Source organism: Amycolatopsis sp. A133, assembly GCF_031082405.1.
Taxonomy (GTDB): domain Bacteria; phylum Actinomycetota; class Actinomycetes; order Mycobacteriales; family Pseudonocardiaceae; genus Amycolatopsis.
Window position 1 is genome coordinate 148,813 of the sequence record NZ_JAVHJU010000017.1, and the last position, 19,134, is coordinate 167,946.

The 19,134-nt window shown below is 70.0% G+C and carries 17 protein-coding genes; 5 read left to right on the top strand and 12 right to left on the bottom strand.

Going from position 1 to position 19,134, the window contains the following annotated elements:
- Positions 1 to 149 precede the first annotated feature (149 nt).
- From Q5425_RS16115 to Q5425_RS16145, 7 genes are all read right to left on the bottom strand, one after another.
- Positions 150 to 1,427: a thymidine phosphorylase gene (locus tag Q5425_RS16115; RefSeq protein WP_308673031.1), complete on the bottom strand. Its 1,278-nt coding sequence runs from the start codon at positions 1,425 to 1,427 to the stop codon at positions 150 to 152.
- A complete protein-coding gene (locus tag Q5425_RS16120) occupies positions 1,424 to 1,816 on the bottom strand; it encodes a cytidine deaminase (protein WP_308673032.1) in 393 nt (130 codons plus the stop codon). The genes Q5425_RS16115 and Q5425_RS16120 overlap by 4 nt, the downstream gene beginning before the upstream one ends.
- Positions 1,816 to 3,045: an ABC transporter permease gene (locus Q5425_RS16125; protein ID WP_308673116.1), complete on the bottom strand. Its 1,230-nt coding sequence runs from the start codon at positions 3,043 to 3,045 to the stop codon at positions 1,816 to 1,818. The genes Q5425_RS16120 and Q5425_RS16125 overlap by 1 nt, the downstream gene beginning before the upstream one ends.
- A gap of 32 nt (positions 3,046 to 3,077) precedes the next feature.
- Positions 3,078 to 4,169 carry an ABC transporter permease gene (locus tag Q5425_RS16130; RefSeq protein ID WP_308673033.1) on the bottom strand — a complete coding sequence of 364 codons (1,092 nt, stop codon included), beginning with the start codon at positions 4,167 to 4,169 and terminating at the stop codon, positions 3,078 to 3,080.
- A complete protein-coding gene (locus tag Q5425_RS16135) occupies positions 4,166 to 5,737 on the bottom strand; it encodes an ABC transporter ATP-binding protein (RefSeq protein WP_308673034.1) in 1,572 nt (523 codons plus the stop codon). Before Q5425_RS16135 ends, Q5425_RS16130 begins: the two co-directional genes overlap by 4 nt.
- Positions 5,738 to 5,817: 80 nt before the next feature.
- Entirely contained in the window at positions 5,818 to 6,960 is a 1,143-nt protein-coding gene (locus tag Q5425_RS16140) for a BMP family ABC transporter substrate-binding protein (protein ID WP_308673035.1), read from the bottom strand.
- 322 nt (positions 6,961 to 7,282) lie between these two features.
- Positions 7,283 to 9,274 (bottom strand): NPCBM/NEW2 domain-containing protein, encoded by a 1,992-nt coding sequence (locus Q5425_RS16145; RefSeq protein WP_308673036.1) that lies wholly within the window; start codon positions 9,272 to 9,274, stop codon positions 7,283 to 7,285.
- A gap of 393 nt (positions 9,275 to 9,667) precedes the next feature.
- Between Q5425_RS16145 and sdhC the strand changes: the two genes are divergently transcribed.
- The 4 genes from sdhC to Q5425_RS16165 are packed head-to-tail and all read left to right on the top strand — an operon-like array spanning position 9,668 to position 13,112.
- The gene (gene sdhC, locus Q5425_RS16150) at positions 9,668 to 10,150 is read left to right on the top strand and encodes a succinate dehydrogenase, cytochrome b556 subunit (protein WP_308673037.1); all 483 of its coding nucleotides are present in this window, start codon (positions 9,668 to 9,670) and stop codon (positions 10,148 to 10,150) included.
- A 1-nt stretch (position 10,151) separates the two neighbouring features.
- Positions 10,152 to 10,568 carry a succinate dehydrogenase hydrophobic membrane anchor subunit gene (locus Q5425_RS16155; RefSeq protein WP_308673038.1) on the top strand — a complete coding sequence of 139 codons (417 nt, stop codon included), beginning with the start codon at positions 10,152 to 10,154 and terminating at the stop codon, positions 10,566 to 10,568.
- Between the two features lie 19 nt (positions 10,569 to 10,587).
- The gene (gene sdhA / locus Q5425_RS16160; protein WP_308673039.1) at positions 10,588 to 12,342 is read left to right on the top strand and encodes a succinate dehydrogenase flavoprotein subunit; all 1,755 of its coding nucleotides are present in this window, start codon (positions 10,588 to 10,590) and stop codon (positions 12,340 to 12,342) included.
- Positions 12,342 to 13,112 carry a succinate dehydrogenase iron-sulfur subunit gene (locus tag Q5425_RS16165; RefSeq protein ID WP_308673040.1) on the top strand — a complete coding sequence of 257 codons (771 nt, stop codon included), beginning with the start codon at positions 12,342 to 12,344 and terminating at the stop codon, positions 13,110 to 13,112. Before sdhA ends, Q5425_RS16165 begins: the two co-directional genes overlap by 1 nt.
- Before the next feature lie 389 nt (positions 13,113 to 13,501).
- Here the strand turns inward: Q5425_RS16165 and Q5425_RS16170 are convergent, their stop codons facing one another.
- On the bottom strand, positions 13,502 to 14,899 hold the full coding sequence (locus Q5425_RS16170; protein WP_308673041.1) for a S8 family serine peptidase: 1,398 nt from the start codon (positions 14,897 to 14,899) through the stop codon (positions 13,502 to 13,504).
- A 70-nt stretch (positions 14,900 to 14,969) separates the two neighbouring features.
- Complete coding sequence (locus tag Q5425_RS16175; protein ID WP_308673042.1) at positions 14,970 to 15,209, bottom strand: SCO4848 family membrane protein; 240 nt, start codon at positions 15,207 to 15,209, stop codon at positions 14,970 to 14,972.
- A gap of 43 nt (positions 15,210 to 15,252) precedes the next feature.
- Between Q5425_RS16175 and Q5425_RS16180 the strand changes: the two genes are divergently transcribed.
- Positions 15,253 to 16,494 (top strand): D-alanyl-D-alanine carboxypeptidase family protein, encoded by a 1,242-nt coding sequence (locus tag Q5425_RS16180; protein WP_308673043.1) that lies wholly within the window; start codon positions 15,253 to 15,255, stop codon positions 16,492 to 16,494.
- Here Q5425_RS16180 and Q5425_RS16185 read toward each other — a convergent pair.
- From Q5425_RS16185 to yhjD, 3 genes are read right to left on the bottom strand one after another with little or no spacing between them, the layout of a single operon-like run.
- Complete coding sequence (locus Q5425_RS16185; RefSeq protein WP_308673044.1) at positions 16,491 to 16,928, bottom strand: helix-turn-helix domain-containing protein; 438 nt, start codon at positions 16,926 to 16,928, stop codon at positions 16,491 to 16,493. The genes Q5425_RS16180 and Q5425_RS16185 overlap by 4 nt on opposite strands.
- Positions 16,925 to 18,034 (bottom strand): acyl-CoA dehydrogenase family protein, encoded by a 1,110-nt coding sequence (locus Q5425_RS16190; RefSeq protein WP_308673045.1) that lies wholly within the window; start codon positions 18,032 to 18,034, stop codon positions 16,925 to 16,927. Before Q5425_RS16190 ends, Q5425_RS16185 begins: the two co-directional genes overlap by 4 nt.
- Positions 18,035 to 18,091: 57 nt before the next feature.
- Positions 18,092 to 19,102, bottom strand: coding sequence for an inner membrane protein YhjD (gene yhjD / locus Q5425_RS16195; protein ID WP_308673046.1), 1,011 nt, complete (start codon positions 19,100 to 19,102; stop codon positions 18,092 to 18,094).
- Between the last annotated feature and the right edge of the window lie 32 nt (positions 19,103 to 19,134).

Sequence of the window (19,134 nt, forward strand, 5' to 3'; positions counted from 1 at the left end):
GCCCCCACCGGCACACGCCGATGGGGGCCTTCTCACGTTCCGGAGGCAACTCCTCCGGTTCACTTTCACGTGAAAGTGCGGGCCCCAGGTCGGAGCTTTCACGTGAAAGCTCCGGATGGGTCATCTTCGCGATGATCGTCACAGTCCGGCTAGCTGCGGATGGTCTCCGCGACGATCGGGCCCGGCGAAGGCGCCGACGCGGCGATCGTGAAGCCGCCGTCCAGGGCCGCCAGGGCCGCGGGGACCACGGCAGGCGTGTCCGTGTGCAGCTCCAGCAGGGGGTCGCCGGCCGAGACCGGGTCGCCCGGCTTGGCGAGGCAGAGGATGCCCGCCGCGGCCTGGACCGGGTCCTCCTTGCGGGCCCGGCCCGCGCCGAGCCGCCATGCCGCGACGCCGACCGCGTACGCGTCCAGCGAAGCCAGCACGCCCGAAGCCGGAGCAACTACCGTGTGCACGTGAGCGGGCGTGGGCAACGGCGCCGACGGGTCGCCGCCCTGGGCCGAGATCATCCGGCACCAGACCTCGTACGCCTCGCCCGAGGCCAGCACGGCCGCCGGGTCCACGTCGAGACCCGCGAGGGCCAACATCTCCCGTGCCAAAGCGAGAGTCAGCGCGACCACGTCCGAAGGGCCGCCGCCCTGAAGCACCGAGACCGACTCCGCGACCTCCACCGCGTTCCCGACCGCCCGGCCCAGCGGGACGTTCATGTCAGTCAGCAACGCCGTCGTCGGGACGCCGTGATCGGCGCCGATCGAGGTCAGCGCGGAAGCCAGCGACCGCGCCTGGTCCAACGACTTCATGAACGCGCCCGACCCGAACTTCACGTCCAGGACCAGCCCGGACGCGCCTTCGGCGATCTTCTTGCTCATGATCGAGCTGGCGATCAGCGGGATCGACTCCACCGTCGACGTCACGTCCCGCAGCGCGTACAGCTTCTTGTCCGCCGGTGCCAGCCCGGACGTCGCCGCGCAGATCACCGCGCCGACGTCCTCCAGCTGGGCCGCGATCTCCGAAGTGGACAGTGCGGCCCGCCAGCCCGGGATCGACTCCAGCTTGTCGAGCGTTCCGCCCGTGTGGCCGAGCCCGCGTCCGGAGAGCTGCGGCACCGCCGCGCCGCACGCCGCCACCAACGGCGCCAGCGGCAGCGTGATCTTGTCGCCGACGCCGCCCGTCGAGTGCTTGTCCACCGTCGGGCGCGACACCGAAAGCGACAGCCGCTCCCCCGACGCGATCATCGCGCGCGTCCACCGCGAGATCTCGGCGGTGGACATCCCCCGCAGGAAGATCGCCATCGCCAGCGCCGACATCTGCTCTTCGGCCACGACCCCGTGGGTGTAGGCGTCGACGACCCAGTCGATCTGCTCGTCGGACAGCGTCCCGCCGTCCCGCTTGGTCCGGATGACGTCGACCGCCGCGAACCCGGTCACGGCAGGTCGTCCGGGCCGAAGGCGTCCGGCAGGACGTCGGACATCGGCAGGATCCCGCTGGGCGTGTCCACCAGGCACGGAGATCCGCCGAGCTCGAACAGGATCTGCCGGCAGCGCCCGCACGGCATCAGCAGGTCACCCGCGCCGCTGCGGCACGCGACGGCGACCAGCCGCCCGCCGCCGGACAGCCGCAGCTGCCCGGCCATCGTGCACTCCGCGCACAGCCCGAGCCCGTAGGAAGCGTTCTCGACGTTGCACCCGGTCACGACCCGGCCGTCGTCGACGATCCCGGCGACTCCGACGTGCAGCCCCGAATAAGGCGCGTACGCGTGGGAAGCCGCTTCGATCGCCTGGGAACGCAGAGCGTCCCAGTCCACTGTAGACGTCATCAGTCTTCACCCCGTCGGTACGGCTGCCCGTCGGCCTTCGGCGGCCGCAGCCGCTGCGAAGCCACGGCCAGCACGATCAGCGTCACGAAGTGCGCGGTGTACGGGATCAGGTCCGACGACAGCGTGTCGTTGGACCAGTAGATCGCGTACAGCACGCCCGCGCCGACGACGCCGAGCCCGGCCGCGATCCACTGCTTCCGGAACAGCTGCACAACGACGATCACGGCGACCAGGATCACCGCGCCGTACAGCAGCGCGAGCACCGCTTCGCCGCCGCCGGCGAGCTGCAGGCCGTCCGCGTAACCGAACAGCGCCGCGCCGCCGAGCAGACCGCCCGGCCGCCAGTTGCCGAAGATCATCGCCGCCAGGCCGATGTACCCGCGGCCGTTCGTCTGGTTCTCCAGGTAGTCCGCGCCGCCGCGCAGCAGCACCAGCGAAGCGCCACCCATGCCGGCGAACGCACCCGAAATGATCACGGCGACGTACTTGTGCAGGTACACGTTGACGCCGAGCGACTCGGCCGCCACCGGGTTCTCGCCGCAGGAACGCAGCCGCAGGCCGAAGCGCGTCCGCCAGAGCACCCAGAAGCTCACCGGCACCAGGACGATCGCGATCATCGTCAGCGGCGCGACTTCGGTGACGAGCCCGCGCAGGATGCCGGCGACGTCGGAGATTCCGACCCGCTGCTCCTTCTCCAGGTCACCCAGCCAGTCCGAGAGGAACGACGCCGAGTAGGTGTCGAACTTCGGCACCACCGGCGACTGCCGCGGGTTGCCCGAGATCGGCGCGAAGATCAGGTTCGCCAGGTACTTCGTGACGCCGAGGCCGAGCAGGTTGATCGCGACGCCGGAGACGATGTGGTTGACGTTGAACGTCACCGTCGCCACCGCGTGCAGCAGCCCGCCCAGCGCGCCGAAGACGAGCGCGGCCAGCAGGCCGGACCACACGCCGCCGTAGTAGGAACCCCAGGCCGCGCCCCAGGTGCCGAGGATCATCATGCCCTCGAGACCGATGTTCACCACGCCCGCGCGTTCGGCCCAGAGGCCGCCCAGCGCGCACAGCAGGATCGGCAGCGCCAGGCGCAACGCCGTCTGCGCGGTGTTCGACGACGTCAGCGCGGCGACGCCGGTGGAGTAGGACGCCGCGGAGACGACGGCGATGGCGATCACGGCCCAGATGACCCCGCGGAGCCAGCCGGGGATCCGGCCGCGCTTGCGCTGCACCGGCATGGTCGAGCCGGACTCGGGAGCGACGTCGGTGATCACACCGCACCCCCTTCGGCGACCGAGGAACCCTTGCGGCCGGCGAGTGCGCGCCCGACCCTGCGTTGTTCGGCCGCGAGGTCGGCGCGCCGCACGATCTCGTACGCCACGACGACCGACAGCACGATGATGCCCTGCATGATCGTCGCGATCTCCTTGGACACGTTGATCTGCTCCAGCGACACCGCGGAGGTGTCGAGGAACGCCCACAGCAGCGCGCCGAGCGCGATGCCGCCGGGGTGGTTGCGGCCGAGCAGCGCGACCGCGATGCCGGTGAAGCCGTACATCTGCGTCGCGGTGATGCCGTAGCTGAAGTCGCGGCCGAGCAGTTCCGGCATGGCGACCAGACCGGCGACGCCACCGGAGAGCAGCATCGCGATCAGCGTCATCTTCTTGGCGTTGACGCCACCCGCGGCGGCCGCGGTGGTGGATTCGCCGGACGCCTTGAGCTCGAAGCCGAACCGGGTGCGGTTGAGCATGAACCAGTAGGCGGCGCCGACGATCGCGGCGATGAACACGAACCCGAAGAGCGTGCCCGAGCCGAGCGGGATGCCCGGGATCCGCCCCGAAGGCTCGATCACGCGGGTGCCGATGTTGTTGCCGGTCTGCACGCCGAACTGGTCGGCGTTGATGAGGTAGGCGATGATCCCGGCGACGATCGCGTTGAGCATGATCGTCGAGATGACCTCGCTGACCCCGCGGGTGACCTTGAGGATCGCCGGGACCGCCGCGTAGGCCATGCCCGCCACGACCGCGACCACCAGGATCGCCAGCACGTGGATCACCGGCGGCAGCTTCATCGCGCCACCGGCGATGGCCGCGACGACGGCGGCGAACCGGTACTGGCCCTCGACCCCGATGTTGAACAGGTTCATCTGGAAGCCGATGGCGACGGCGAGCCCGGACAGGTAGTAGACCGTCGCCAGGTTCACGGTGTCGACCGCGGTCGAGCCCTTGAACATCTGGCCGATCATCGTGCCGTACGCCTCCAGGGGGTCGGCCCCGGAGATGATCAGCGCGATCGCCGACAGCAGCACGGCGAAGACGATCGCCAGCAGCGGCGGCAGCAGTTTTGTGCGCCAGGAAGTCATTCGCCGTCACCCTCTCCTGCGCCGGTCATCGCCGAGCCCAGTTCCTGCGGCGTCACGGTGGCGGGGTCGGCCTCGGTGACGAGCCGCCCGCGCAGCATGACGCGGATCGTGTCCGACAGGCCGATCAGCTCGTCGAGGTCGGCGGAGATGAGCAGCACGGCGAGGCCGGCGGCCCGGGCCTGGCGGATGTTCTCCCAGATCAGCGCCTGCGCGCCGACGTCGACGCCACGCGTGGGGTGCGACGCGATGAGCAGCACCGGGTTGCCGGACAGCTCCCGCCCGACGATCAGCTTCTGCTGGTTGCCGCCCGACAGGGCCGCGGCCGGGACGTCGATGCCGGGCGTGCGGACGTCGTAGTCGCGCACGATCCGCTCGGTGTCGGCGCGGGCGCCGGCGATGTCGAGCAGCTGTCCCTTCGAGACCGGTTCGCGGGTCTGGTAGCCGAGGATCCGGTTGACCCACAACGGTTGCGTGAGCAGCAGGCTGTGCCGGGTGCGGTCCTCGGCGATGTAGCCGATGCCGGCCTCGCGCCGCGCGAGCGTCCCCGCCTTCGTCAGGTCGCGCGCCTTGCCGTCGGCGTCGACCAGCTCGATCGTGCCGGCGGACGGCTTGCGCATGCCCATGATCGTCTCGACGAGCTCGGTCTGGCCGTTGCCCTCGACACCGGCGACGCCGAGCACCTCGCCCGCGTGCACGGTGAAGGAGACGTCGTCGAGCGCGTTGCGGCCCGAACCCTCGGCGCCGAGCGTCAGCCCGGTCAGCCGCAGCACGTCCCGGTCGGTGACCGTGGACTCGCGGGTCTCCGGGCTGGGCAGCTCCGAGCCGACCATCATCTCCGCGAGCTGGCGGGAGGTGATGGTCTTCGGGTCGGCGGTCCCGACGGTCGTGCCGCGGCGGATCACCGTGACGGTGTCGGCGATCGCGCGGACCTCGTCGAGCTTGTGCGAGATGAAGAGGAACGTGTAGCCGTCGGCCTTCATCTCCCGGACGGTCGCGAAGAGCGCGTCGACCTCCTGCGGCACGAGGACCGCGGTCGGCTCGTCCAGGATGATGATCTTCGCCCCGCGGTAGAGCACCTTGACGATCTCGACGCGCTGGCGGTCGGCGACGCCGAGCTCCTCCAGCAGCGTCTCCGGCTCGGCGTGCAGGCCGGTCCGCTCGGCGAGCTCGGCCAGCCGCGCGCGGGCGGCGCGGCCGATGCCGTGCAGGGCCTCGGCGCCGAGGAAGACGTTCTCGCCGACGGTGAGGTTGTCGGCGAGCATGAAGTGCTGGTGCACCATGCCGATGCCGGCGCGGATGGCGTCCTGCGGGTTGCGCAGCTTCACCTCTTCGCCGTTGATCGCGATGGTGCCCTCGTCCGGCGGCTGCATGCCGTACAGGATCTTCATCAGGGTGGACTTGCCGGCGCCGTTCTCGCCACAGATGGCGTGCACCTCGCCGGCAGCGACGGTGAGGTTGACGTCGGAGTTGGCCACCACGCCGGGAAAGCGCTTGGTGATCCCGGTCAGCTGGACGGCGGGGGCGCCCCGGTCGGGGACGGCCTCGGCCGGGGCCTCGGCTGTGCTCATGGGCGGGAGAATTCCATATCTCGTCCAAACGCGTGAGGGGCCCGGAGGAAAAGTTCCTCCGAGCCCCGGCGCGTAGTGAGTTACTTCTGCGGCTTGTCCGAAACGGTGATCGCGCCCGAGATGATCTGGGCCTTGTACCCGTCCAGGACGTCCTTGATGTCGTCGACCTTGCCGCCGGAGGTGGCGTAGCCGACGCCGTCGACCTTGAGGTCGAACCGCTTCGGCAGGGTCGTCAGGTCGCCCTTGGCCAGCGCGGTGACGTAGTCGAACACCGCGACGTCGACGCGCTTGAGCATGGACGTGATGATGACGTCCTTGTCGGCCTCGACGGTCTTCTGGTTGTACTGGTCGGAGTCGACCCCGATGGCCAGCGCGTTGCCCGCCTTCGCGGCGTCGAAGACGCCCTTACCCGAGGCGCCCGCGGCGTGGTAGATGACGTCCGCGCCCTTGGCGATCTCGGCCGCGGCCTTCGCGTTGCCCTTCGGCGGGTCCTGGAACCCGGAGAAGTCACCGGCCGGGGTCAGGTACTCGTCCTCGATCTTGATCTTGGACGAAACGGTCTTCGCGCCCTGCAGGAAGCCGGCTTCGAACTTCTGGATCAGCGGGGTGTTGACGCCGCCGACGAAGCCGATGTGGCAGTTCTTGCTCTTGTACGCGGCGGCGACGCCGGCCAGGAACGAGCCCTGCTCCTCGGCGAAGACCAGCGACGTCACGTTCGGCAGCTGGATCGAGTCGTCGTCGACGATGGCGAACTTGGTGTTCGGGTACTTGGCCGCGACGGCCTTGACCGACGGCGCGTAGGCGAACCCGACCGCGATGATCGGGTTCAGGCCCGAGGAGGCCATCTGGTCGAGGCGCTGCTGCTTGGCCGACTCGGCCTCGCTGGCGGAGGCGGTGCTCTCGCTGACCGTCGTCACGCCGAGGTCGGACTTCGCCTTGTCGGTGCCCGCGGCGGCGGCGTCGTTGAACGACGCGTCACCCCGGCCGCCGACGTCGAAGGCCAGGCCGATCTTCAGCTTGCTGCCGTCGACCTTGCCACCGGCGGCGGTCGAGCTGCTCGCGGCGGCGGGCGCGGCCGGCGGCTTCTGCGCGGTGACGCAGTCGGAACCGCCCGTCGAGGCCGCGGTGTTGTTCGAGCTGTTACCACCGCCGGAATCCTTGGCGCACCCGGCCAGGGTGAGCACCCCGGCCATGGCCGCGGCGGCCAGCGCGGTTCCACGCATGCGACGCAACGTGTGTCTCCCTCCCCGCTGATCCAGCGGATGGTCAAGGGCACGACCCGGCCCTACTGCCGGGTCGACCGCCAGACCGTACCCGCCGGACCGGAATGCGCCATAGGAAAGGCACGCTACGTAACACAAACGTTTACTCGCGAGTCGCGCGCGCGACGAACCGGACACCCAAAGTGATCATCGCGCCGCCCCAGCGCAGCTTTCCCTGATTCAGTGCGGGTGAGGGGCCACCCAAAAGGCCGCGGCGTGTCACGGAGTGTGCCGGCCTGACCGAGGAGTGGGCCAGGCCGGTCACTCTGTGAGATGACGAGAATCAGCCGCAGGTGAGCCGGGCGGCGGCCCAGTCGCTGCGGTCGCAGGAGTTGCCGTCCCCGCCGTCGGTGACGACCAGCCGCAGGTACCGGGCCCCGTGGAGGTCCGCCGTCAGCGGCACCGCCGGGTCCTGCCACGTCCGGACGCCCGTGGCCGCCGCCTTCGCCCCGTCCGCGTAGACCTCGAACGTCGCCGAGCCCTGCTTGTTCGTCGCCTCGCGCTCGTCGTCGACGCCGACGTCCGCGGTGAACGCCGTGCAGCGGCCGCCCAGGTAGAAGACGACCTCGCTCGGCGCGTGCGCCCCGAGACCCTTCGGGTAGCCGACGCCGTTGATGGTCAGCGGTTTGCCGTCGCCGGCCGGGATGCTGCCGTTCGACATGTCACGCTCGACCGGACCGTAGCCGTTCTTCTCCGCCGCCCAGCGCAGGTCACTGGCCCACGCGGGCGTGGTGGGCGGCGCCGCCGGGACGGTCAGCCCCTGTTCCCCGGTCCAGGTGAGCCGGCCGAACCCGAGCGCGCGATAGGTGACGCCGCCGCGCAGCACCGCCGTCGTGCCTTCTGCCCCGGCGGGCGGGGTCACCCGCCAGCGGCCGGCCGCGGTCTCCCCGGTCCCGAGCACGACGGCCCGCGGCCGGGTCAGCTGCTCGACCCGCCAGCCCGCGGGCGCGGTGAGCGTCACGCGCGGGTCGAACACCGGCAGGCGGGCCTCGTCGGTCGCGGACACCTTCACTTCGAAGGGCTGCCCGGCGGGCGTGATCTCGCCCGGGACACCCGGCACCGAGGCCACGACCTCGACACCCGTGCTCACCAGCGGCGCGTTCTGCCACCACGAGCCGCCCGCGTGGACCCGGTAGACGACCGTCGCGTGCGGCGGGACGACCGCGGAGAGCCGGCCCGCCGTCTGCAGGTCGCGGCGCGCCCAGAGGTCGCGTGCGGTGTAGCCCGCGGACCGGGGCAGCCCGGCGGCGGCCGCGGTGGTGCCGATCGTGGCGCTCGACGTCGTCTCGTTGAACAGCGCGATCGCCACGTCGCCGTTCGACAGCGGCTTGGCGAACACCCAGTGTCCGTCCTGGTTGGACAGCACCCGGGCCTGGACACCGCGGCGGTCCTGGTCGAGGGCGATGACCTCGCTGTTGCGCAGGACGTCGAAATTCTCCGGCGACACCTTGCGCAGGTCGGCGCCGATGAGCAGCGGGGCGGCCATCATCGCCCACAACGAGAAGTGCGAGCGGTACTCCTCGGTCGTCATCCCGCCGTTGCCCACCTCGAGCATGTCGGGATCGTTCCCGTGCCCCGGCCCGGCGTAGGGCGCGAGCGGCGCGTTCGCCTTGAGGATCTGGAGCATCTTGGCCCAGTTGTCCTTGATGTCGCCGGTGGTCCGCCACAGGTGCCCGACGTCGGCGCCCCACGTCCACGGCTTGTTCTCGCCCCACTCGCAGAGCGAATACACGATCGGGCGGCCGGTCTTGAGGAGCGCGTCGCGCATCTTCGTGTAGCGCTCGAGCGCGGGCTGGCCCTGGTTGTTGCAGTTGTCATACTTGAGGTAGTCGACACCCCAGTCCGCGAACGTCTGCGCGTCGACGTCTTCGTGGTCGAGGGCGCCGGGCATGGTCTTCGCGCAGGTCAGCGTGCCCGCGCTCGTGTAGATGCCGAACTTCAGCCCCTTCGCGTGGACGTAGCCGGCCAGCGCCTTGATGCCGCTCGGGAACCGGGCCTTGTTCGCCTGCAGGCGCCCGTCGGCGTCGCGGGACGGCTCGGCCCAGCAGTCGTCGACGTTGACGTACTCGTAGCCGGCGGCCTTCAGTCCTTTGTCGACGAAGATGTCGGCGGTGTCGCGGATCAGCTGCTCTTCGACGGCGCACCCAGTGGTGTTCCAGTTGTTGAAGCCCATCGGCGGCGTGAGCGCCAATCCGTCGGGGAGTGCTTCCGCGGGCGTGACCGACACCACGGGCAGCAGGGCCGCGACGGCGATCACCAAGCCGAGTCGTCTCACCAGAACGTCACCCCATCGTGAGAGATCCGATGTTTGCCCGAGCAGGGCTAGGGAGGTGTTGCACTTGGTCAATGACACACGGAAACCACCAGCCCTTCGGCGTAGCGCATCAGATATCAGATATTGCAGAGGTCAGATGACCGGTGAGCGGGACAGGGAAGGCCGACGCGCCACCGAGTGCGCTGCACCACACCGACGGGTGGCGGCGCGGGAGTACCGGTGTCTGGTCCATCACAGAGAGGAACCCGGAGGTGAGCCGCGTGCCGGGGGCGGGTCTAGCATCCGATTCATCCAGGCTCGATGACGTTGACTTCGGCATAGCCGCCGTTCCCGCGGCGACTGCGGACCTCACGGCCACCGGGCGCACAGTCAGACGTTGGAGGCCGTTCACCGATGTCCACCACGGCGAGCACTGCCAGCGGGGTGGGTTCGCCCCCTTCGGGGGCGGGGACCAACACAGCGGCAGAGGCGAGCGATCGGGCGGGTGCCTCACGCCGGCAGGGGACCTTCTACCGGGGCGACCCCGGCATGTGGTCCTGGGTCCTGCACCGCATCACCGGCGTGCTCACATTCTTCTTCCTGTTCGTGCACGTGCTCGACACCGCGCTGGTGCGCGTGTCGCCGAACACCTACGACCAGGTCATCGAGACCTACAAGACGCCGATCGTCAACCTCCTGGAGGTCGGCCTGGTCGGCGCGGTGCTCTTCCACGCGCTCAACGGCATCCGCGTCATGCTGGTCGACTTCTGGTCGAAGGGCGCGCAGCTGCAGAAGGCGATGCTCTGGGTGATCGGCGTGGTCTGGGTCGTCGTGATGGTCCCCGGTGCGTTCTTCATGCTGAAGCGCACCGCCGAAATGCTCTTCGGGGGTAACTGACATGGCCGAGTCGCTCACCCTCGACAAGCCGCGCTCCCCGAAGCGCCCCGCCGCGCGCCGGAGCAACTTCGAGCTCTACAGCTGGCTGTTCATGCGGATCTCCGGGATGGCGCTGGTCATCCTGGTGCTCGGCCACCTGCTGATCATGAACATCCTCGACGGCGGCGTGCACCGGATCAACTGGGGCTTCGTCGCCGGCCGCTGGGCTTCGCCGTTCTGGCAGTTCTGGGACCTGCTGATGCTGTGGCTCGCCGAGATCCACGGCGGCAACGGCCTGCGCGTCATCATCGACGACTACGCCCGCAAGGACAGCACGCGGTTCTGGCTGAAGATCCTGCTCTACGTCTCGATGGTGCTGATCCTGGCCGTCGGCACGATGGTGATCTTCACCTTCGACCCGAACATGCCCGCGAACTGAAGCCACGGAGACTTTTTCGATGCAGTTCCACAAGTACGACGTGGTGATCGTCGGCGCCGGCGGCGCCGGCATGCGCGCGGCCATCGAGTCCGGCCAGCGCGCCCGCACCGCGGTCCTCACCAAGCTCTACCCGACCCGGTCCCACACCGGCGCGGCCCAGGGCGGCATGTGCGCCGCGCTGGCGAACGTCGAAGAGGACAACTGGGAGTGGCACACCTTCGACACGATCAAGGGCGGCGACTACCTGGTCGACCAGGACGCCGCCGAGATCATGGCGAAGGAGGCCATCGACGCGGTCCTCGACCTCGAGAAGATGGGCCTGCCGTTCAACCGCACGCCCGAAGGCAAGATCGACCAGCGCCGCTTCGGCGGGCACACGCGTGACCACGGCAAGGCCGCGGTCCGCCGCGCCTGCTACGCCGCCGACCGCACCGGGCACATGATCCTGCAGACGCTGTACCAGAACTGCGTCAAGTACGGCACCGAGTTCTTCAACGAGTTCTACGTGCTCGACCTGCTCACCACCCCGGACGAGAACGGCAACCCGGTCGCCTCCGGCGTCGTCGCCTACGAGCTGGCCACCGGCGAGCTGCACGTCTTCCAGGCGAAGTCGATCGTGATGGCGACCGGCGGCGCGGGCAAGATCTTCAAGACGACGTCGAACGCGCACACCCTCACCGGTGACGGCCTCGGCATCATCTTCCGCAAGGGCCTGCCGCTGGAGGACATGGAGTTCTTCCAGTTCCACCCGACCGGCCTCGCGGGCCTGGGCATCCTGATCTCCGAAGCCGTCCGCGGCGAGGGCGGGATCCTGCGCAACGCCTCCGGCGAGCGGTTCATGGAGCGCTACGCCCCCACCATCAAGGACCTCGCGCCCCGCGACATCGTGGCGCGCTCGATGGTGCAGGAAGTCCTGCAGGGCCGCGGGTGCGGCCCGAACAAGGACTACGTCGTCCTGGACGTCACGCACATCCCCGAGGAGACGCTGAACGCGAAGCTCCCGGACATCATGGAGTTCTCCCGGACCTACCTGGGCGTCGACCCGGTGAAGGAGCCGGTGCCGGTGTTCCCGACGTGCCACTACGTGATGGGCGGGATCCCGACCAACGTGCACGGCGAAGCGTTGCGGGACAACGAGAACGTCATCCCCGGCCTGTACGCCGCGGGCGAGGTCGCGTGCGTGTCCGTGCACGGCTCGAACCGGCTCGGCACGAACTCGCTGCTCGACATCAACGTGTTCGGCCGCCGCGCCGGCATCGCGGCCGCCGAGTACGCGCTGGCGCACGAGCACGTCGAGCTGCCGGAGAACCCGACCACGCTGGTCGAGGAGCAGCTCGCGGGCCTGCTGTCGGAGCACGGCGACGAGCGCGTCGCCGACATCCGCAAGGAAATGCAGCAGACGATGGACTCGCACGCGTCGGTGTACCGGACCGAGGACACGCTGAAGCAGGCGCTGACCGACGTCCAGGCGCTGAAGGAGCGGTACCAGCGGATCACCGTGGCGGACAAGGGCAAGCGGTACAACACCGACCTGCTCGAAGCCGTCGAGCTCGGCTTCCTGCTGGAACTGGCCGAGGTGCTGGTCGTGGGCGCGCTGGCGCGCAAGGAGTCCCGCGGCGGCCACGCCCGCGAGGACTACCCGAACCGCGACGACACGAACTTCATGCGCCACACCATGGCCTACAAGCAGGGCGCGGGGCTGTCCTCGGACATCCGGCTCGACTACAAGCCCGTCACCTTCACCCGCTACGAACCGATGGAGCGGAAGTACTGATGACCACCGCTACCGAAGCTCCCGCGTCGTCGACCGGCTCGGACCACACGCCGATCACGGTCACGCTGAAGATCCTGCGGTTCAACCCGGAGGTCGACACCGAGCCGCACTGGGAGTCCTACGACGTCCCGGCGCAGCGCACCGACCGCCTGCTGAACCTGCTGTTCTACGTCAAGGACTACATCGACGGCACGTTCTCGTTCCGCCGCTCGTGCGCCCACGGCGTGTGCGGGTCCGACGCGATGCAGATCAACGGCATCAACCGGCTGGCCTGCAAGGTCCTGATGAAGGACCTCCTGGCCAAGGACGGCAAGAAGACGACGATCACCATCGCCCCGATCAAGGGCCTGACGACGTTGAAGGACCTCTACGTCGACATGGACCCGTTCTTCGAGGCGTACCGCGCGATCAAGCCGTACCTGATCACCTACGGCAACGAGCCGACGCGCGAGCGCATCCAGTCCCAGGCCGACCGCGACCGCTTCGACGACACGACGAAGTGCATCCTGTGCGCGTGCTGCACGTCGTCCTGCCCGGTGTACTGGAACGACGGCTCGTACTTCGGCCCGGCGGCGATCGTGAACGCCCACCGGTTCATCTTCGACTCCCGGGACGAGGGGTCGGAGGAGCGCCTGGACATCCTGAACGACGGCGAGGGTGTCTGGCGCTGCCGGACGACGTTCAACTGCACCGACGCCTGCCCGCGCGGGATCCAGGTGACCAAGGCGATCCAGGAAGTGAAGCGCGCCCTGCTCTTCAAGCGCGTCTGAGTTTGCAGAAAGGCCCTCCGGCGGGACTCGCCGGAGGGCCTTTTCGTGCATGGGCAGGCAACCGGCGGCGGGCGACCGCGGCCGGCGGCCGGCAACCCAAGCCGACCACGACGTCACCAGACCTCCCCCGCCCCCTGCCGCGGCAGAAGCAAAAGACTGTCCTCGCCGGACGGGCAGGCTCTGGGATGGCCACCGCTAGCGCTAATCCCTCACCTTGTCGTTGGGCCGCTGGGTGGTCATCCCGTCGCCTGATTGAGGCCTATCACTTTGAGCCAGGCCCGCAAGCTTGCGTCTTCGCCTCGCCTTGGTTTTTCGGTTGCGGGCCTGGCTCAAAGTGATTTCACGGCCTCAGGCGACGGGATGACCACCCTGCTCCTCTTTCGTGTGATCTACCGGACCGCGTCCAAGGCGTCGACCAGGCCGTGGCCGTAGTACGTGTTGTTCTTCGCCGGGCCCGTGCACTCGGTCTCCGTGGCCGCGCACTTCACCGCGTCGGCTTCACCCGCCAGGATCCTGGCCAGCAGCTGCGGCGGGATCCCGCGGAACCGGGACGCGATCAGCGCCGCCACACCCGCCGCGTGCGGGGAAGCCATCGAGGTGCCGCACTTGGAGCCGTACTGGCCGCCGATCACGGTCGAGAGGGGGCAGGCCGGGCCCGCGCCGTCGGGCGGCGTCTGGAGGGGGTCACCGCCCGGCGCCGTCACGTCGATCTCGCCGTAGTTGCTGAAGTACGACTTTGTGCCCGCGTAGCCGACCGACGACACCGTCACGACCCCGTCGATCGCCTTCGGGAGGATGCCGCACGACGAGTCCACCGGGTGCGGGCGGTTCGGGTCCGTGGTCTGCTCGGTCGTGTCGAAGCCCGAGTTGCCCGCCGCCGCCACGTTCAGCACTCCACGGCGGCTCGAGAACTCCACCGCGCGGCGGACCGCTTCGAACGCCGCCGCGTCACCCGGCTGCTTCGGGCAGTAGAACATGCCCGGGTCGATGTAGTAGCTGTTGTTCGTCACCGGGAAGCCGTGCTGGGCCGCCCAGACGAACCCGCACACCGCCGACTCCGGGAAGATGTAGCCGGCGTCGTTGACGACCTTCACCGAGGCCAGCCGCACGCCCGGGGCGACGCCCGTGAAGCCCGCCGCGGGGTCCTTGCCCGCGATCGTGCCCGCCACGTGCGTGCCGTGGTCCGACGTCGTCGGGGCCCAGGACGCCGGGGAAAGGTCCGGCGCTCCCGTGATGCAGCCGGCCGAGGAACGGGCGTCGACCGCCGCCTTCAACGCCGGGTGGGTCGCGTCGATGCCCGAGTCGAGCACGCCGACCGTCACCGCGCGGCTGCCCTGGAAGATCTTGTTCGCTTCGGGCGCGTGGATCGCCTTCATGTCCCACTGCTGCGCCGAGAGGTCACCCTCGGCGGCGATCGACCGCGTGTCCTCCAGCGTCCGCACCGCGCCCAGCGAGCGGGCCGAGGCCGCGGCGCCCTGGGACGCCACGTCCTTGGCGCCCGAGTAGGCCCGGTAGACGCCGACCTTCTGCTGGAAGTCCGCGTTGCGCGAGCTGGCGATCGCAACACCGATCTCGGCGTAGTAGGCCACCTTCGTGCCGCACTTGGCCGCCAGTTCCTTGTCGACGGCCGACACGCGGGTGCCCGGCTGGTACGTCACGACGTAGGTGTACGGCGTGCTCGTCGTGTCGCAGACGGCCGGCGCGGCCTCCGCGGCCGGGGCCGCCGCGAACAGGCCGCCCCCGACGGCCAGCACGAGCGGGGCCGCCATTCGGCGTAAACGGGACATTCCACCTCCAGGTTCGGTGGCGCCAACCTAAACCGGGCCGCCGGACCGCGCCACCGACCAAGGAGGGGATTCAGGCGTCGACGCGCGAAGAGGCACGCACGCCGCGCCAGCCCAGCACGCCGATGACCGTGCCGAGCACGAACGAAACGACGGTCAGCACGGCGTGCACCACGAAGTACGCGGTGGGCGAGCCGTCGGGGCTCCAGGCCCGGTCGCTGTCCCACAGGTTCTTGGCGAACGTGATCCAGATGATCCACGACCACACACCGAAGGCCAGCAGGAACAGCGAGGTGCCTCGCGAAATGCGCATGCCCCTGAGTATGCGACGCGGGTCGCGGCGCTAGATTGCGTGGGTGCACTCCGTTGTCTCCCGGTCGCTCATGGTTTTCACGACGACGCTCGCCGCCGCCCTCCTGGCCCTGAGCACCCCGGCTCTGGCGGCCGCGGCGCCGCAGGGCCAATGCGCGAACCGCCAGGCTCCCCCGCCGCCGGTCGACACCTCGGAGAAGCCCGCGCCGGGCAAGCAGGCCCCGCCGCCGCTGGCCGTGCCCGCGGTCCCGGTCGGCGGCGACCGGATGGCCGAGTGCGGCCTGATCACCCCGGACGGCGCGCTCAACCCGCCGGACGGCAACACCGCGGCGTCGTGGCTGGTGCAGGACCTCGACACCGGCGCGGTCGTCGCGGCGAAGGACCCGCACGCCCGGCAGCGGCCCGCGTCGCTGATCAAGACGCTGCTCGCGCTGGTCGTGGTCACCGAGCTGGACCCGCGCCAGGTCGTCGTCGCGACGAAGGAGGACGCGGAGCAGGAGTGCACCTGCGTCGGCCTCGTCGCCGGCGGCCAGTACACCGTCGACCAGCTGCTGCACGGACTGCTGATGCACTCGGGCAACGACGTCGCGCACGCGTTCGCCACGGTGCTCGGCGGACCCGACGCCGCGCTGGCGAAGATGAACGCGCTGGCCGCCCGCATCGGCGCGCTCGACACGCGCGCCGCGACACCGTCGGGGCTGGACGGGCCGGGCATGTCGACCTCGGCCTACGACCTCAGCCTGATCTTCCACTACGCGATGAAGCAGCCGGAGTTCGCGAAGGTCGTCTCGACGAAGAACTTCGAGATCCCGCCGACCGGCGGCAAACCGGCCATCCCGATCTGGAACGACAACAAGCTGCTCGGCGTCTACCCCGGCTTCCTCGGTGGCAAGACCGGCTTCACCGACGACGCCCGCCACACCTACGTCGGCGCGGCGCAGCGCAAGGGGAAGCGGCTCGCGGTCGTCATGCTGCGCGCCGAGCAGAAGCCGACCAAGGTGGTCGACCAGGCGGCGAAGCTGCTCGACTACGGCTTCGAGCTGGAGGCCGACCGCGCCGCGCCGGTCGGCCGGATCACCTACCAGGCGCCCGCCGCGACCCCGTCGAGCAGCGACCCGTCCGTGCTCGCCGACGGCGGCACCGGCAACAGCGGCACGTCGTCGGCCGCCGCGGCCGCCAAGGAAGACCCGTTCGGGGTCACCGGCTGGATCATCACGCTGGTGGTGTTCTTGATCATCCTCGGCGGGTTCGTGGTCGGGCACCAGCGCAAGCGGGCCGCGCGCTAGCGGAACCCGGGCCCCGGCTCGGGGGTCACCTTGTCGGTGGCGATCGTGCCCCCGCAGTGCCCGCAGGCCACGACCGCCTCGGTGATCTCGCCGCAATCCTGGTGGCGCAGCAGGATCGGCGGCCCCTCCGGCCCCGCGAGGTACCGGTCGCCCCACTGCATGAGCGTGACGACGGCGCCGAAGAGGTCACGCCCCGCGGCGGTCAGCACGTACTCCGGCACCGGGTCGACGCGTTCGAGCACCCCCGCGTCGACGAGGGTCTTCAGCCGGGCGGACAACGTCGGGCGCGGGATCGACAGGGTGCGGGCGAACTCGCCGTAGCGGCGCACGCCGAAGAACGCCTCGCGCAGGATGAGCAGGCTCCACCGCTCGCCGACCAGGTCGAGCGCGCGGCCGACCGAGTCCGCCGTGAACCGGTGGGCGAGGCCGGTCACAGCTGATCCGTGCGGGCCGGGACGCCCAGCAGGAGCTTGCCGGACAGCTCGTAGCTGGCCGGGTTGACCTGGAAGTGGGCGGTCGCGGTGTGCGCGTCGCGGAACCGGCGCTGCAACGGCGAAGTCTCGTAGATCGCGGCGCCGCCACCGAGGTCGTACATGCTTTCGGCGACCTTCGCGGCCGTGCGCGTCACGTGCGTCGCGGCCAGCCGGAGGCCCAGCTTGAGCGAGTCCGGCACCGGTTCGGTGCCCTGCGCGGCCTGCCAGGCGTCGTCGATGCTGCGGTAGAACAGCAGCCGGGCCGCACGCAGGGCCGCTTCGGCCTCGGCGACGGCGGCCTGCGTCGGCGACCGCTCGGCCAGCGACCGGCTGGAGCCGAGGGGCCTGCGCGTCGAGGCGAGCTCGACCAGGTCGTCGATCGCCCCGCGCGCGTTGCCCAGCGCGGCGGCCGCGACCGACAGCGCGAAGAAGCCGAAGAGCGGGAACCGGTGCAGCGCCCCGGCTTCCGCGGGCGGCCCGGTCAGCACCGAGAAGACGCGGTGGTCCGGGACGAACAGCTCGTCGGCGACGCAGTCGTGGCTGCCGGTACCGCGCAGGCCGTTGGTGTGCCAGGTGTCGAGCACCTCGATCTCGGCCTTCGGCAACGCGGCGACGTAGAGCGCCTTCTCGTGGACGAACCCGGCGAAGAGCCAGTCCGCGTGCGGGATGCCGCTGCAGAAGGCCCAGCGGCCGGAGACGACGTACCCGCCGTCGGCCTTCTCGCCGGTCCCGTGCGGCGCCCACACCCCGGCGGCGACCGTCTTCGGGTCCCCGAAGACCTCCTCGGCGCACTTGCGCGGGGCGTAGGCCGAAAGCAGGCTGCTCGTCACGGCGATCGAGACGCACCAGCCGGCCGACGCGTCCCCGCGCGCGATCGTCTCGGCGGTTTCGAGGCTGACCGCGGGCGGCGCTTCGGGACCACCGAGGGAGGCGGGGACACCGGTGCGGAACAGCTGGGCGCCGGTCAGCTTCGCGACCAGCTCGGACGGCAGCGCACGCTGCTGCTCGGTGACGGGCGCGAGGGTCTTGGCGAGATCGGCACACTCGCGGGCGGCATCCAGCAGCACAAAACCCTCCGGTTCAAATTTCTTACCGGTTCAGTTTCTTTACTGGTTTGCCGGGTGTCAAGACTTGCGGCGGCCACCCAGCCACGCCAGCAGCGCCCCGGCGCCAAAGGCACCGGCGACAGCGCCGAGGCCCGCCCCGCGCTGCACGGTGACGCTCTGCTCGAGCCGGACCGGCGGCGGGGGCGCGACGACCTTGCGCTCGTTCTCCGCCGCCGTCGCGGTCCACGCCGTGATGAGCAGGAGGAAGCGCGAGACGAGGTTCGCGAACACGAGCAGCCCGATGACCGGCCCGAACAGCGCGGCCGACGGCGACTTCGTGACGCTGGCCAGGTAGATCGACCCGACCTGCTGCAGGATGACGAACCCGACGGCGGCGACCACGGCCCCCTTGACGGCACTGCGCAGCGCGACCTGTTCCCGGGGAAGGCGGGCGATCACCCAGATGAAGACGAGGGTGTTCGCGGCCAGCCCGAGCACGATGGTCGCCCCGCGGAGCAGGACGATCGCCCAGGTCGCCTGCTCGAGCCCGACGAGTTCGAGCAGGAACTGCCCGACCCCGCCACCGACGGCGGTCAGCGCGAAGGAGACGATGAGGGCAACCCCGAGCCCGATCAGCGCAACGAGGTCCTTGAGCGTCTGCTTGACGATCGGCTGCGGCTGTTTTTCCTGGCCCCACTGCGCGGTGAGCGCGTCCCGCAGGTTCGACATCCAGCCGATGCCGGAGTAGAGGGCGATGAGCAGGCCGAAGATCCCGATCCCGCCGCCGGAGTCGAGCGCGCCCTTGACGATGCCGTTGACGAGGTCCTTGAGGCCCTCGGGCACGGAGTCGTTGATGCCGTCGGTGATCTTCGCGATGATCGTCTGGTCGTGGTTGACGACCAGCCCGACCACGGCGAAGGCGACCATGAACAGCGGGAAGACGGACAGCACGCTGAAGTAGGTGATGGCGGCGGCGTAGTGGTTGCCGTACCGCTCGGTGAAGGCGTCGTTGGCCCGGATGAGGTGATCGAGCCACGGGTACTTCCGCCGCAGCCGCGGCAGGAGCTTTTCCTTCTCTTCGTTCGGCACCGTGAAACGCTAACCACGCCTGGTGCACCCCG

Coding starts and splice junctions, on each gene's coding strand:
- Q5425_RS16120 (WP_308673032.1), bottom strand. CDS start 1,816: ATGACGTCTACAGTGGACTGGGACGCTCTGCGTTCCCAGGCGATCGAA.
- Q5425_RS16125 (WP_308673116.1), bottom strand. CDS start 3,045: ATGCCGGTGCAGCGCAAGCGCGGCCGGATCCCCGGCTGGCTCCGCGGG.
- Q5425_RS16130 (WP_308673033.1), bottom strand. CDS start 4,169: ATGACTTCCTGGCGCACAAAACTGCTGCCGCCGCTGCTGGCGATCGTC.
- Q5425_RS16135 (WP_308673034.1), bottom strand. CDS start 5,737: ATGAGCACAGCCGAGGCCCCGGCCGAGGCCGTCCCCGACCGGGGCGCC.
- Q5425_RS16140 (WP_308673035.1), bottom strand. CDS start 6,960: ATGCGTGGAACCGCGCTGGCCGCCGCGGCCATGGCCGGGGTGCTCACC.
- sdhC (WP_308673037.1), top strand. CDS start 9,668: ATGTCCACCACGGCGAGCACTGCCAGCGGGGTGGGTTCGCCCCCTTCG.
- Q5425_RS16155 (WP_308673038.1), top strand. CDS start 10,152: ATGGCCGAGTCGCTCACCCTCGACAAGCCGCGCTCCCCGAAGCGCCCC.
- sdhA (WP_308673039.1), top strand. CDS start 10,588: ATGCAGTTCCACAAGTACGACGTGGTGATCGTCGGCGCCGGCGGCGCC.
- Q5425_RS16165 (WP_308673040.1), top strand. CDS start 12,342: ATGACCACCGCTACCGAAGCTCCCGCGTCGTCGACCGGCTCGGACCAC.
- Q5425_RS16170 (WP_308673041.1), bottom strand. CDS start 14,899: ATGTCCCGTTTACGCCGAATGGCGGCCCCGCTCGTGCTGGCCGTCGGG.
- Q5425_RS16175 (WP_308673042.1), bottom strand. CDS start 15,209: ATGCGCATTTCGCGAGGCACCTCGCTGTTCCTGCTGGCCTTCGGTGTG.